The organism is Nocardiopsis suaedae, from assembly GCF_027706745.1.
In the GTDB taxonomy this organism is placed as follows: domain Bacteria; phylum Actinomycetota; class Actinomycetes; order Streptosporangiales; family Streptosporangiaceae; genus Nocardiopsis_A; species Nocardiopsis_A suaedae.
In genome coordinates, this window is the sequence record NZ_JAQFWP010000019.1 from 57079 (window position 1) to 70103 (window position 13025).

The following is a 13025-nucleotide window of genomic DNA, read 5'->3' on the forward strand; positions in this document are numbered from 1 at the left end:
CGGCGGGCCGATGGTCTTCGAGTACGCGCTGGTGCGGGTGGTCCCGCGGCTGGAGCGCGGTGAGCAGGTCAATGCGGGCGTGATCGTCTACTGCAAGTCGGCCGGGTTCCTGGAGGCCCGGTGCGGCCTGGACGCCGACCGGCTGCGGGCGATCGACCCGGGGGTGGACGTCGAGGGCGTGCACCGGGCGCTGGAGGCGGTGCGGCGGGTGTGCCGGGGCGGTGCGGAGGCCGGTCCGGCGCGCACCGAGGCGCAGGGGGCGCGGTTCCGCTGGCTGACCGCGCCGCGCAGCACGATCGTGCAGCCGGGGCCGATCCACTCGGGGCTGACGAGCGACCCGGCGGCGGAGCTGGAGCGGCTGGCGGGCGCGCTGGTCGGCTGAGCGGTGGGCCCCCGGGAAGAGGGGCGCGGGGAGACCGGGTGGGCGCGGACGCGGGGCCCGTCCGCGCCCACTCCCTTTTTCGGCATTTGCTTAGTTAGGCTAGCTAAGTTTATGCTGGCCGGGTGCGACGGCACCACCCCGACCTGGCCCATCGGCTCGCCACGGCGCTGCGCGAGCTGGTCCTGCTGACCCGGCAGGCCACCGCCGACCAGAAGGTCTCCGCCCAGCAGCTCGGCGTCCTCGGGTCGCTGTCCGGCGGCCCGCGGCGGATGACCGCGCTCGCCCAGGAGCACGGTGTGCGCACGCCGACCATGACCGCGCACGTCTCCCGGCTGGAGAAGCTGGGCGCGGTCGAGCGCGGCCCCGACGCCGAGGACGCCCGCGCGGTCGCCGTGGGGCTCACCGGGCACGGGCGCGAGCTGCTGCGGGAGGGGCGCGCGGCGCGTGCGGCCTTCCTGGGCGCTCGGCTGGCTGAGCTCAGCGAACAGGAGCGCGCGGCCGTGGAGGCGGCGCTCCCGGCGCTGCGCAAGATCGCCGCCCCCAGGGACGGGGAGTAGGTCCTGCCGTCCGGATCCACCGGTTCCCCCGTCCGCCTACGGCGGACGCTTGATCGAGGAGGTCATAGGACGTCTATGTCCACTACGGATTTACCGCCCGCAGGCCGGTCCGTCCCCGCGCCCTCTGAGGGGGCGGGGACGGACCCGTGGCGCCAGCCGCTCTCGGTGTGGGCGACGGCGGGAGCCGCCGTCGTGGCGTTCATGGGCATCGGCCTGGTCGACCCGATCCTGCCGTCGATCGCCGAGGGGCTGGAGGCCTCGCCCAGCCAGGTGTCGCTGCTGTTCTCCAGCTACTTCCTGGTGACGGCCGTGGCGATGCTGGTGACCGGGTTCATCTCCAGCCGCATCGGCGGCAAGGCGACGCTGCTGCTCGGGCTGGCCCTGGTGGTGGTGTTCGCCGCGCTGTCGGGCGCCTCGGGGTCGGTCGGCGAGCTGATCGGGTTCCGCGCGGGCTGGGGCCTGGGCAACGCGCTGTTCGTGGCAACCGCGCTGTCGGTGATCGTCGGGGCCGCGGTGGGCGGCATGGAGTCGGCGATCGTGCTGTACGAGGCGGCGCTGGGCGTGGGCATCGCGTCGGGCCCGCTGGTGGGCGCGGTGCTGGGCGACTGGCACTGGAGGGCACCGTTCTTCGGCACGGCGGTGCTGATGGCGGTGGGCTTCATCCTGATCACCACGCTGCTCAAGGCGCCGCCCAGGCCGGCCCAGAAGACGCGGCTGGGCGACCCGCTGCGCGCGCTGGCGCACGGCGGGCTGTCCACAACGGCGACTACGGCGCTTTTCTACAACTTCGCCTTCTTCACGGTGCTGGCGTTCACGCCGTTCGTGCTGGGGATGTCGCCCTACGGGATCGGCGCGGTGTTCTTCTCCTGGGGCGTGCTGGTGGCGGTGTCCTCGGTGGTGGTGGCGCCGCGCCTGCAGCACCGGCTGGGGTCGGTGCGCACCCTGCACGTGGCGCTGGGGCTGCTGCTGGTGCTCCAGGCCGCGATCGCGGTCTCGGCGGGGCTGGACGCCCGCGCGGGCGTGGTGGCGGCCGTGGTGCTGACCGGTGTGCCGATCGGCATGAACAACACGGTGTTCACCGAGGCGGCGATGGAGGTCTCCGACGCGCCCCGGCCGGTGGCCTCGGCCGGGTACAACTTCGTGCGCTGGATGGGCGGCGCGCTGGCGCCGTTCGTGGCCACGAAGCTGGGCGAGGAGGTCAGCCCGGTGCTGCCCTATGTGGTGGGGGCGGCGTGCTGCCTGGTGGCCATGGGGGTGCTGGTGCTGCGCAGGCACCACTTGGGGGCGCTCACGGCCTGAGCGCCCGCGAAACAGTTTCTTCGGCGCCCCGCGAAGGGGCCGCGCGCGCAGGGGAGCCCAGGTCGGGAGGCCGACCGGGGCTCCCCTCGCCGTCTCCGGGGGCCGAGTGGGGCGTAAATCACTTCGTCGGGGGATGGGATGTATGCGTGAATGTGTTGTCGGGAGAGTCGGCGCCCCGTGACGGGGCGCCGTTCTTTGCGCCCCGCCCGCCCGCCGTCGAAAGGAGCCCCCGGCGTGTCCCCAGCGTCATCGCCCTCCGCCCCGCCGCCCACCGCAGGCCCGGAACCGGCTCCCGGCACGGGGCCCGGAAAGGGGCGCCGCCGCACGGCGGTGCTGGTCCTGGTCCTGGCCACGCTCACCGCGACCGGGCCGCTGGCGACCGACCTCTACCTCCCGGCGTTCCCGGTGATCGCCGAGGACCTGGGCTCCACCGAGGCCCAGATCCAGCTCACGCTGACCGCGATCATGCTCGGCATGGCCGTGGGCCAGCTCGTGATCGGCCCGCTCAGCGACTCCCTGGGGCGGCGGCGCCCGCTGCTGGTGGGCGTGGCCGTGTTCGCCCTGGCGTCGCTGGCGTGCATGGTGGTGCCCTCGGCGGGGGTCTTCGCCGGGCTGCGCTTCGTGCAGGGGGTGGCGGGCGCCGCGGGCGCGGTGATCTCCCGCGCGGTGGTGCGCGACATGTTCGAGGGCGACGACGCGGCCCGGTTCTTCTCCCGGCTCATGCTGGTGACCGGGCTGGCCCCGCTGCTGGGCCCGGTGCTGGGCGGGCAGCTGCTGCGGGTGGGGCCCTGGCAGCTCAGCTTCGCGGTGCTGGCGGCGGTGGCCGCGACCAGCTGGGTGGTGGTGTTCTTCGGGCTGCCGGAGAGCCTCCCGGCCCGGATGCGGCGGCCGCTGCGGGCCGGGTCGCTGGCGCGGACGGTGGCCGGCCTGGTGCGCGACGTGCGGTTCATGGGCCCGGCGCTGACGCTCGGGCTGGCCTTCGGGGCGATGTTCACCTACATCAGCTCCTTCTCCTTCGTGTCGCAGAACGAGCTGGGGGCCACCGCGCAGCAGTTCAGCCTGGTGTTCGCGGTGAACACGCTGGGGCTGCTGATCGGCACCCAGGTCAACGCCTACCTGATCGGGAAGGTGGGCACGCCGCGGCGGCTGGCCGGGGGCCTGGCGGGGATGCTGGCCGCGGTGGCGGCGCTGGGCGTGCTGGCGGCCGTCGGGGTGTCCGGCGGCTGGGCGCTGCCGGTGCTGACGGCGGTGTTCTGGTCGCTGATGTTCAGCGTGGGGTTCGTCTTCCCCAACGCCACGACGCTGGCGATCTCCAGCCAGGAGCCGTCGGTGGCCGGGACGGCGTCGGCGCTCATGGGGTCGATGCAGTTCGCGCTGGGCGGGGGCCTGTCGTCGCTGGCGGGGCTGACCGCGACGGGGCAGGCGAGCCTGGTGAGCATGGCGGTGGTGATGGGGGCGATCGCGGTGGCGGCCGCGGCGGTGTTCGCGGTGACCGCCCGCCGCACGGCCCGCGCGGCGGTCTGACCGCGCGGCCCCGCCCCCGCGGGCCCGGACGGAGGCGCTCCGGCCGGGCCCGCTTCCTGCTCCCCAGGGGCGGGGAGCGGGGGCAGTCCAGGTCGGGTCAGTCCAGGTCGTCGCCCTCGACGTGGAAGGGCTGTGCCTGGCCCTGCCCGCCGCCGGGCAGCGGCTCGCCGCGCTCGGGGATGTCGTCGGCGCTGTCCGGGTCGACCGCGAACAGGGAGCCGTCCGCGGCGCTCTCGGCGAGGGCGTACATGGAGTCGTAGGCCGAGGCGATCTGGGCCTGCTCCATGTCCGGGCCGGTGGCGCTCAGCTCCACCAGCACGCTTCCGCTGCCCAGCAGCCCGTAGGCGTTGCGGGCGATGCCCTCGTAGGTGCCGCCCGGGTACAGGCTGGCGTTGGCGCCGTCGTAGGAGTCCTCCATGGCCCGCGCCGAGACCGCCACCGCCTGGCGGGACAGGTCGCGCTCACCGTCGCCGACGCCGTCGTTGGTGGGCCACATGAGCGAGGCGGTGATCTCCTCGCCGTCGTCGTCGATGTAGCGGCCCTGCATGTGGTAGTCGACCATCAGGTGCGGGTCGAACGCCTCGTACTGGCGCCGCACCGCCGCCGCCTCGGGGACCGGGTTGTCCTCCGGGGCCAGGGCGGGGGAGTGGTAGCGGTTGGGGTCGTAGCCCACGCCCGGCTCGCCGTACTCGGGGTCGGCGTCGGGGTCGTGGTTGTAGCGCTGGTCGAGCTCGTGGCCGTCGGGGTTGGCGCGCACCACCACGGACAGGGTGACGCCGTCGAGCACGGCGCGTTCGTCCCTGCCGGGCCGCACGCCCAGGTCCTCCAGGAGTTCGAGCGCGGCGGGCGTGCCCAGCGGCTCGTCGCCGTGCTGCTGGGTGACGTACATCAGCCGCAGCGGGCCCCGGCCGACGGTGGCGTTGAAGATCGGGCGGCCCTGGTTGGTGGTGCCGATGGCGGCGACGTCCACGGCGCCCCGGCTGCGCTTCTCGATCTTCTCGAGGTGGCGGCGGAGCTCCTCGGTGCTGGGGCGGGGGTCGACGGGCCTGCCGGGGACCTCGGGGGCGTCGGCGAGGGCGGGGGAGGCGGGGGAGAGGAGGGCGAAGGCGGTCACGGCCGTAACGATGCGCCAGTTTCGCTTCATGGAGGGGCATTGTGCACTCTGTGGTCATCGGGGCACAAGGTGCGCACGGCACGCGCGCGGGCGCGCGCAGGGAACACGGAGGGGAGCGGAGGGAACCGCGCATTCGCCCGGTGCATCGGATCGGACGGCCGCCCCGACCCTCTAGGGTTCGGAGGGGACCCCGATGTGCGAGCGAGAAGGAGTTGCCGACGATGGAGTTCAAGCGGCTGCTGGCCGGCCTGGGATTCGGCGGGGCCGCGGTGCAGACGGTCCTGCGTGAGGGCGAGGTGCGCCCCGGCGGGGTGCTGGCCGGAACGGTGCACGTCGAGGGCGGCGAGGTCGACCTGCACATCGACGAGGTCACGGTGGGGCTGCAGGCCCGCGCGGAGATGGACAAGGGCGAGGTCGAGTGGGACATCGAGCTGCAGCTCAAGCATGAGCGCGTCAAGGAGTCCCTGGAGCTGGCCGAGCGCGCCAAGGTGGACGTGCCCTTCGAGCTGGAGCTGCCCTGGGAGACCCCGCTGACCCGCTACCGCGGCAAGCCGATCCGCGGCATGGGCGTGGGCCTGTACACCCAGCTGCACGTGTCGGCCGCCGTGGACCCCGAGGACCTGGACCCGGTCGCGGTGGCCCCGCTGGCCTCGCACACCGCCGTACTGGACGCCGCCGAGGCGGCGGGCCTGCCGCTGCGCCGGGCCCGCCTGGAGCGCGGCACGGTGTCCGGCATGGAGCAGCGGCTCCCGTTCTACCAGCAGCTGTGCTTCGGCGCCGCCGACCGCGGCCCCGAGGTCGACATCGTCTTCGTCACCGGAGAGCGGGCCTGCCAGGTGCTGGCAGAGCGCCGCGACGGGCACGGAGCCCCCTGGCAGGGCTCGGTGGACCACGACGGCCCGGCCGCGGGCGCGGCCGAGCTGTCCGCGTGGCTGGAATCGGCCGCGCGGCCCTGACACGCGGTGATCACCCCTGGTCACGCCCTGTACGCGGGTCCTTACCCGGGTTGACGGGGGGTGCGCACCCGGGCACAGTGGGCGGGATTCGACGCGCGCGCCCCGTCGGCATCGGCCGTACCGGGGCCACCGCGCGGACCCTGAGGTAGCGGGAAGGCGGACGCATGCGGGAGAGCGGCGCGTGGCAGGGGGCCGTTCCGGCCGGGACGCTGAACGGGCTGGCCGGGGTGCTCTACCGCAACGCGGAGGATCTGCCCGCCGCCGAGGTGGTCTCCCGGCGCGGCCCCGACGGCTCCTGGGAGCGGGTGACCTCCGCCCGCCTGCTCAGCGAGGTCACCGCGGTGGCCAAGGGGCTCATCGGCGCCGGGGTGGGCGTGGGCGACCGGGTCGTGCTGGTCGGCGACGCCCGCTACGACCAGGTGCTGCTGCAGTTCGCCGTGTGGGCGGTGCGCGCCGTGGCGGTGCCGCTGCCGGCGGCGTGCTCGCCCAAGCGCCTGCTGGCCGTGGTGCGCGACTGCCGCCCGGCCGCCGTGGTGCTGCAGGACGGCCGCCAGGCCGACGCCGCCGCGGCGGCCTCCCGCGAGGTCCCCGACCTGGGGCGGGTGTGGCGCCTGGACGGCCCCGAGGGGCTGGAGGCCGTCACCCGCCCCGGCGCCTACATGGACTCCTCCTCGGTGCGCTTCCGTATGGAGGAGGTCGTGCGCGAGGACCCGGCCGTCATCGCCTACCCGGCGTCGGTGGCCGGTCCCGGGCGGGGGGCGGTGCTCACCCACGGCAACCGGCTGGACGCCGCCGACGCCCTGGTGCGGCGGCTCTCCCCGGCGCTGGCCGGGATGGAGCCGGGGGAGGCCAGCGCGCTGATGCGGCTGCCGCTGGCCGACCACTTCGGGCAGGCCGCCCTGGCCGCGTGCATGGTCGCGCGGGTGCGGCTGGGGGTGCTGGAGCCCCGGGCCGACCTGCCGGGCGAGCTGCGCACGTTCAAGCCCACGGTGCTGGTGGCCGGCCCTGAGCTGCTGGAGCGGCTGTACCGGGCCGAGTCGGACAAGGCGCGCCAGACCGGCTGGGACAACCACAACGCCTTCGGCGCCGCCACCGAGCTGGCCGTGGACTTCGACAAGGCCGGGCGCAAGGGCGCCTGGCGGCGGGTGTCCAAGGCCATGTACGAGTGGATGTACACGCGCATCCGCGAGGCGCTGGGCGGCCGGGTCAAGCTGCTCGTGGTCGCCGGCGCGCCGATGGGCGCGCGGATGGACCACTTCTTCAACGGCGCCGGCGTCCCCCTGGTGCAGGTCGGCGGCACCGCCGAGTCGGGCGGGGCGTTCTGCGCCAATGGGCCCGAGGACCGGCGCGCGGGCACCCACGGGCGGGCCGTGGAGGGCACCGAGGTGCGCCCTGGGCCCGGCGGAGAGCTGTTCGTGCGCGGGCCGGGGGTGTTCCCCGGCTACTGGAACGACCCGGACGCCAGCCGGGAGGCGCTGCGCGACGGGTGGCTGGCCACCGGTGTGTCCGGGGAGGTCGACGGCGACGGGTACGTGACGGTGCAGGGGCGGCTGCGGGTGCAGGCCTGCGCGGCCCCGGTGCGCCCGCGCGGGGCCGAGGCGGCGCCCGGGGGCGCCGCGGCCCAGGGCGCCCACGACGCGCGGGACCCCCGGGCCGACGGCCCCGCCGGGGCGGGCGCCGCCGAGCCCGAGCGTCCGGCCGCGGCCGCGCCCCAGCCCTCACCGGAGGAGCTGGTGGCCGACCTGGAGCGGCGGCTGCGGTCGCACTCGCTGGTCGGCCAGGCGATGGTGATCGGCCGGGGGCGCCCCTACTGCACGGCGCTGGTGACGCTGGCCTCGGACCAGCTGGAGTACTGGCGGCTGGTGAACAACCGGCCGCTGAGCACCCCGCCGGAGGAGATCGCCTCCGACCCCGAGCTGCTGCGCGAGATCAGCGCGGCGGTGGGCGAGGCCAACCAGGCGGTGCCGCCCCAGCTGGCGGTGCGGGCCTTCCACGTGCTGGCCGAGGAGTTCACGGTGCAGAGCGGCCTGGTCCTGCCCGGGGGCGAACTGTGCCGCGACGCGGTGCTGCGCGCCTTCGCCGACGAGATCGAGGGCCTGTACCGCTCCCCGGAGTCCCACTCCCGTTGATCTCGGGAATAACGCCCCTAAAACCGCGCGTGTAGGGTCGTTTCTCCCGAGATCAACGCCGATGGCGGGCTTTTCCCTCGCACGGCCCGCACGTGCGGCTGCGGTCAGCGAATCGCTGCCGGGTAAGGCGGAACGTGGACAGCGGCGGCTTCGGAGAGGATGGCGTGACGTCTCTCGACCGAGAGCTCGCTGCCGCAGGAGGACGGCTGGTCACGGAACCGGACAAGGTGCGCGGCCTGCAACGCCTGTGGGCGGAACCGGCGGCACACGCGCTCTCCCCGCCGGACAGCCGTGATTTCATGAGAAGGGTTTCCGGTGCTCCCTGAGCAGTTCGGAAAGTCGCCGTACTCTCAGGCGCAAGGCGACTGCGTCGCCGCCCGGATCGACGACGAGGGGTGGGTGGAAGTCCAGGACACGGTGAACCCGGACCGGGTCCTTGGCCTTCCCTCCGCCGAACGGGTCGCACTCCTCAGAGCCCACGGCCGGTCGTCCGCGTCCTGACCCGCCGGCCTTCGTAGCGAGAAGGCGTTCCTCCACGGCTTCCGTCGAGAGGCACGCCCGTTCATGGCGAGGGGCGTCAGTTGTTGTTCAGCCACGCCAGGACCGCGCGTACGCGGCGGCTGTCGTCGGTGCCCGGCGGCAGGTCCAGCTTGGTGAAGATGTTGTTGATGTGCTTGCTCACCGCCTTCTCCGTGATGAACAAGCGCCCCGCGATCGCCGAGTTCGACCGGCCTTCGGCCATCTCGGCCAGCACCTCCTGCTCGCGCGGGGTCAGCGACGCGAGCGGGCCCTCGTCCCCGTGCTTGGCCAGGAGCTGGGAGATCACCGCCGGGTCCATCGCCGTGCCGCCCTCGGCCACCCGCCGCACCGCGTCCAGGAACTGCCCCACGTCGAACACCCGGTCCTTGAGCAGGTACCCCACCGCCCCCCGGTCATCGGACAGCAGCTCGCGCGCGTAGAGCTGCTCCACGTGCTGCGAGAGCACCAGGATCGGCAGCCCGGGCACCTGCCCGCGCGCCTCGATCGCCGCCTGCAGCCCCTCGTCGGTGAAGGTCGGCGGGAGCCGCACGTCCACCACGGCCACGTCGGGCCGGTGCTCCACCAGGGCGTCCCGCAGCTGCGGCCCGCTCTCCACAGCCGCCACCACGGTGAACCCGTGGGCCTCCAGCAGCCGGATCAGCCCGTCGCGGAGGAGGGCCAGGTCTTCGGCGATGACAACGCGCACGGCAGCTCCATGGTCACGATGGTCGGCCCGCCCGTCGGGCTGACGATGTTCATGGTGCCATCGAAGGAGTCCAGTCGGCGCCGGATGCCCCGCAGCCCCGAGCCCCCCGACTCCGCGGCCCCGCCGCGCCCGTCGTCCCCGACCAGGACCATCAGCCGTCCGCGCACGTGGGTGATGCGCACCCACGCCCGGTCGGCGCCGGAGTGCTTGACCGCGTTGGTCAGGACCTCGACCACGGCGAAGTAGGCGGCCGACTCGACCGGGTCGGGGGCGCGCCCGGGAAGGTCGATGTCGACGTCGATGGGCAGCTGCTGGGACACCGCGAGCGCGCGCACCGCCCCGTCCAGGCCGCGTTCGACCAGCACCGGCGGGTGGATGCCGCGCACCAGGTCGCGCAGCTCGTCGAGGGCCTGGCGGGTGGCCTCGCGGGCCTCGGCGAGCAGCCGCCGGGCGGTGTCGGGGTCCTGCGACAGCAGCTCCTCGGCCATGCCCAGGCTCATGCCCAGCGCCACCAGCCGCGCCTGCGCGCCGTCGTGCAGGTCGCGCTCGATCCGGCGCACCTCCGAGGCCTGGGCGTCGATGGTGTCGGCGCGGGAGGTGGCCAGGTGCTCGACGCGGGCGTGCAGGCGGGCCTTCTCGGTGGGGGCCAGCAGCCAGCGGCTCATCCGGGCGTACAGCCGCAGCAGGGCGGGGGTGGTGCGCCAGAACAGCGCCAGTTCGACCACGGCGGGCACGAGCGCCACGAAGGCCTCGGTCTGGTTCTGCACGGGCAGGCCGTACAGGTCGGGCACGAACCGCCACAGGACGGTGGCGTAGAGGGTCTGGTAGACGGCGTGCCCGACCAGCACCGCGGGCAGGCCGGCGACCATGGCGCCGACGGTGCCGTTGAACAGCAGCCAGGCCATGTCGCGCCAGGTGCCGGGGTCGGTGAAGACGGCGCGGATGCGCGCGGGGAAGGTGCCCTGCGGCAGAGGGCTGTAGGGGGAGGGGATGGGGCCCTCGTCGAGGAACTGGCCGAGCACGCGGCGGCAGGTGTCGGCCAGGCTGCGGATGAGGGGGGTGAGCATGACGGCGATGGGCAGGCCGATCCAGATCGCCGTCAGGACCATGGCCACGGAGAACAGGGCGAGCAGCACCACCCCGGTGGCGGCCAGCGCGACCAGCAGCAGCGACCACGCCAGCAGGTACAGGCGTCCGGCGGCGGCGGGTCGGTCGGCGCGGATCATGGGCGTCCTCGGCGGTGTCGGCGGCGCGGCGGGCGGCCGTTCGGCGCAGGGCACCGGGCCGCTCGGTCCATTGTGGCGGTGCGTGAGCACCGCGCGCAGTGGTGCGCGGTCCCCTGTCGGGGGCTCCCCTGAGGGGCCATGGCGCGGCGTCCGCGAGGCGTCGGGAACGGCCCGTGGGAGGATGCCCGGCAGCGCGCGGCCCTGCGACGACGGGGTGCGCGCCGACGACGGGTCGGATCGGACGAGGAGAGCGGACGGCGATGGGCGCAGCGGCACCGGAGCGGGGCGAGGGCGAAGGGCGTGTGGCGGTCGTCACGGGCGCCGGTAGCGGGATCGGGCGCGCGGTGGCGCTGGAGCTGCTCGGGCGCGGCTACGCGGTGGCCCTGGCGGGGCGCAGGCGGGAACGGCTGGAGGAGACGGTCGCGCTGGCGGCGGCGCCGGAGCGCGAGCGCGCTGCGGCGGTGGGCTGCGACGTGTCCGACCCGGACGCGGTGCGGGCGCTGTTCGGGACGGCCGACGAGCGCTGGGGGCGCGTCGACGTGCTGTTCAACAACGCGGGCGCGATGCCCGCCCCGACCGCGGTGGACGAGGTCGGCGACGAGGAGTGGCGGCAGGTGGTGGACGTCAACCTGACGGGGGCGTTCTGGTGCGCGCGCGAGGCGTTCGCGCGGATGCGCCGCCAGGACCCGCGGGGCGGGCGGATCATCAACAACGGGTCGGTGTCGGCGCAGGTGCCGCGGCCGATGTCGGTGGGGTACACGGCGACCAAGCACGCGCTGACGGGGCTGACGAAGTCGCTGGCGTTGGAGGGGCGCCCGCTGGGGATCGCGTGCGGGCAGATCGACATCGGCAACGCGGCCACCGAACTGACCGAGGGCATCGCGGCGGGCACGCTCCAGGCGGACGGGAGCCGCGCCCCGGAGCCGGTGTTCGACGCGGCCTATGTGGCCCGGGCGGTGGCGGACATGGCCGCCCTGCCGCTGGAGGCCAACGTGCAGTGGATGACCCTGATGGCGACGGGAATGCCCTACATCGGCCGGGGGTAGGCGGGCGCCCGCTTCCGCCGGGCGAATCCGGTCGCCGGTGTCGGAGGTGCCGGACCGGCCTGGTATCGGTCACGGTATGGAGACCACCGAGATCATCGCGACCGCCGCCGGATGCCTGAACCCCGCCGAGCGGGACGACCGGACGTCGGGCGGAGTGGCCGCCGCGATCGTCGCGCGCGGCGGGGAGGTGTTCCTCGGCGTGTGCATCGACACCGTGTCCGGTATGGGGTTCTGCGCCGAACACGCGGCGGCCGCGGCGATGGTCACCGCAGGGAGGTTCGAAATCGCCCAGGTCGTGGCCGTGACCCGCGACGAGGCGACGGGCGGCCTGCTGGTCCTGCCGCCCTGTGGGCGCTGCCGGGAGTTCCTGTACCGCATCGACCGCCGGAACCTCGGCGCCGAGGTCGTCCTGGGAGCGGACTCCGTGGCGGCCCTCGGCGACCTGCTCCCGGCCCGGGACGGCGTCCACGTACCCGGCACCGTCGCGTGACCGGTCCCGGTCGGCAGGGCCCGGCACCGTCGAACGGAGTGGGTGCGGCCCGACTCTCACTCCCCGGGCCGCCGTTCTCACGCGGCTCTTAGGAGGGGAGTCCAGGATGGGCCGCATGAGCGAGAGAACACACCCCCGACAGCGCCGCAAGCACCTCCGCCCCCGTGATGCGGTGCTCGTCGGGGCAGGGGCCCTGGTGGCGCTCCTGCTGGCCGGGCGCCTGCTGGTCCCCGGGGACCTCGGGGTGTTCCTCGACTCCGGACTGCCCTGGGTCGGGCTCCTCGTCCTCCCCGCCGCCCTGGGCGCCCTCCTGCTCCGCTCCCGCCCGGGCGCCGCGGCCGTCGGGGTCGCGGCGCTGGTCTGGGCGCTGCTGTTCGTCCCCGCCTACGTCCCCGGGCTCGGCGCGGGCGGCGGTCCGGACACGGGCTCGGGCCGCCTGACCGTGGCCACCCTCAACATCGGCGCCGACAACCCCGACCCCTGCGGGACGCTGCGGAAGGTGTCCGAATGGGGCGCCGACGTGGTGGCGGTCGTTGAGGCCGCCGGCCCCCTCGAATGCGCCGCCGACGAACTCGGGGACGAGGGCGCATGGGTCCGCCAGGGGACCGTGGGCCTGTGGAGCCGCCACCCCGTCGACGGGACCGCGCCGCTGGAGATCGCCGTGGGCATGAGCCGCGGGCTCCGCGCGACCGTGCACGCCCCCGGCGGCGACGTCGCGGTGCTGGTCGGCCATGTGGCCTCGCTGCGCCCCCGGGCCGTCGGCGAGCGCAACGACTCCTTGGAGGCCCTGGCCGCCGACGCCGAAGCGGAAGGGGGCGGGCCGGTGGTGGTCGCGGGCGACCTGAACACCGCCGCCACGGACCGCGCCATGGACGCCTTCGACGGCTTCGGCGAGGCCCAGCGCGCCGCCGGGTGGGGGCCGGGCTTCACCTGGCCCGCGTCCGCCCCGATGGTGCGCCTGGACCACGTCTTCTACCGGGGCATGGAGGCCCGGTCCGCCGAGGTGCACGAGGTCGCCGGCAGCGACCACCGCGGCGTGGTGGCCGAACTGGCCTATTGACCGCGCGGCGCACCGGC

General features: G+C 74.9%; 13 protein-coding genes. 10 read left to right on the plus strand and 3 right to left on the minus strand.

Going from position 1 to position 13025, the window contains the following annotated elements; genetic code table 11:
• The first annotated feature begins 10 nt into the window (after positions 1-10).
• From O4U47_RS12405 to O4U47_RS12420, 4 genes are all read left to right on the plus strand, one after another.
• The gene (locus O4U47_RS12405) at positions 11-382 is read left to right on the plus strand and encodes a DUF3037 domain-containing protein (protein ID WP_270678007.1); all 372 of its coding nucleotides are present in this window, start codon (positions 11-13) and stop codon (positions 380-382) included.
• A gap of 122 nt (positions 383-504) precedes the next feature.
• The gene (locus O4U47_RS12410) at positions 505-939 is read left to right on the plus strand and encodes a MarR family winged helix-turn-helix transcriptional regulator (RefSeq protein WP_270677971.1); all 435 of its coding nucleotides are present in this window, start codon (positions 505-507) and stop codon (positions 937-939) included.
• Between the two features lie 75 nt (positions 940-1014).
• Positions 1015-2238 carry an MFS transporter gene (locus O4U47_RS12415; protein ID WP_270677972.1) on the plus strand — a complete coding sequence of 408 codons (1224 nt, stop codon included), beginning with the start codon at positions 1015-1017 and terminating at the stop codon, positions 2236-2238.
• Between the two features lie 234 nt (positions 2239-2472).
• Entirely contained in the window at positions 2473-3762 is a 1290-nt protein-coding gene (locus O4U47_RS12420; RefSeq protein ID WP_270677973.1) for a multidrug effflux MFS transporter, read from the plus strand.
• A gap of 97 nt (positions 3763-3859) precedes the next feature.
• On the opposite strand, the gene O4U47_RS12425 is transcribed toward O4U47_RS12420, so the two are convergent.
• The gene (locus O4U47_RS12425) at positions 3860-4906 is read right to left on the minus strand and encodes a M14 family zinc carboxypeptidase (RefSeq protein ID WP_270677974.1); all 1047 of its coding nucleotides are present in this window, start codon (positions 4904-4906) and stop codon (positions 3860-3862) included.
• A gap of 191 nt (positions 4907-5097) precedes the next feature.
• Between O4U47_RS12425 and O4U47_RS12430 the strand changes: the two genes are divergently transcribed.
• The 3 genes from O4U47_RS12430 to O4U47_RS12440 all read left to right on the plus strand — a co-directional run bounded on the left by O4U47_RS12430 (position 5098) and on the right by O4U47_RS12440 (position 8462).
• Positions 5098-5832: a sporulation protein gene (locus tag O4U47_RS12430; RefSeq protein ID WP_270677975.1), complete on the plus strand. Its 735-nt coding sequence runs from the start codon at positions 5098-5100 to the stop codon at positions 5830-5832.
• Positions 5833-5996: 164 nt separating this feature from the next.
• Entirely contained in the window at positions 5997-7961 is a 1965-nt protein-coding gene (locus O4U47_RS12435) for an AMP-binding protein (RefSeq protein WP_270677976.1), read from the plus strand.
• Positions 7962-8276: 315 nt separating this feature from the next.
• Positions 8277-8462: a DUF397 domain-containing protein gene (locus tag O4U47_RS12440; protein WP_270677977.1), complete on the plus strand. Its 186-nt coding sequence runs from the start codon at positions 8277-8279 to the stop codon at positions 8460-8462.
• 76 nt (positions 8463-8538) lie between these two features.
• Here O4U47_RS12440 and O4U47_RS12445 read toward each other — a convergent pair whose 3' ends face one another.
• Positions 8539-9186, minus strand: a complete 648-nt coding sequence (locus tag O4U47_RS12445; protein ID WP_270677978.1) for a LuxR C-terminal-related transcriptional regulator — start codon at positions 9184-9186, stop codon at positions 8539-8541.
• Positions 9138-10412, minus strand: coding sequence for a sensor histidine kinase (locus O4U47_RS12450; protein WP_270677979.1), 1275 nt, complete (start codon positions 10410-10412; stop codon positions 9138-9140). Before O4U47_RS12450 ends, O4U47_RS12445 begins: the two co-directional genes overlap by 49 nt.
• A 260-nt stretch (positions 10413-10672) precedes the next feature.
• On the opposite strand from O4U47_RS12450, the gene O4U47_RS12455 reads away from it, so the two are divergent.
• The 3 genes from O4U47_RS12455 to O4U47_RS12465 all read left to right on the plus strand — a co-directional run bounded on the left by O4U47_RS12455 (position 10673) and on the right by O4U47_RS12465 (position 13008).
• Complete coding sequence (locus O4U47_RS12455) at positions 10673-11458, plus strand: SDR family oxidoreductase (RefSeq protein ID WP_270677980.1); 786 nt, start codon at positions 10673-10675, stop codon at positions 11456-11458.
• A gap of 76 nt (positions 11459-11534) precedes the next feature.
• Positions 11535-11948, plus strand: a complete 414-nt coding sequence (locus O4U47_RS12460) for a cytidine deaminase (protein WP_270677981.1) — start codon at positions 11535-11537, stop codon at positions 11946-11948.
• Between the two features lie 115 nt (positions 11949-12063).
• On the plus strand, positions 12064-13008 hold the full coding sequence (locus tag O4U47_RS12465) for an endonuclease/exonuclease/phosphatase family protein (protein ID WP_270677982.1): 945 nt from the start codon (positions 12064-12066) through the stop codon (positions 13006-13008).
• Positions 13009-13025: the final 17 nt, after the last annotated feature.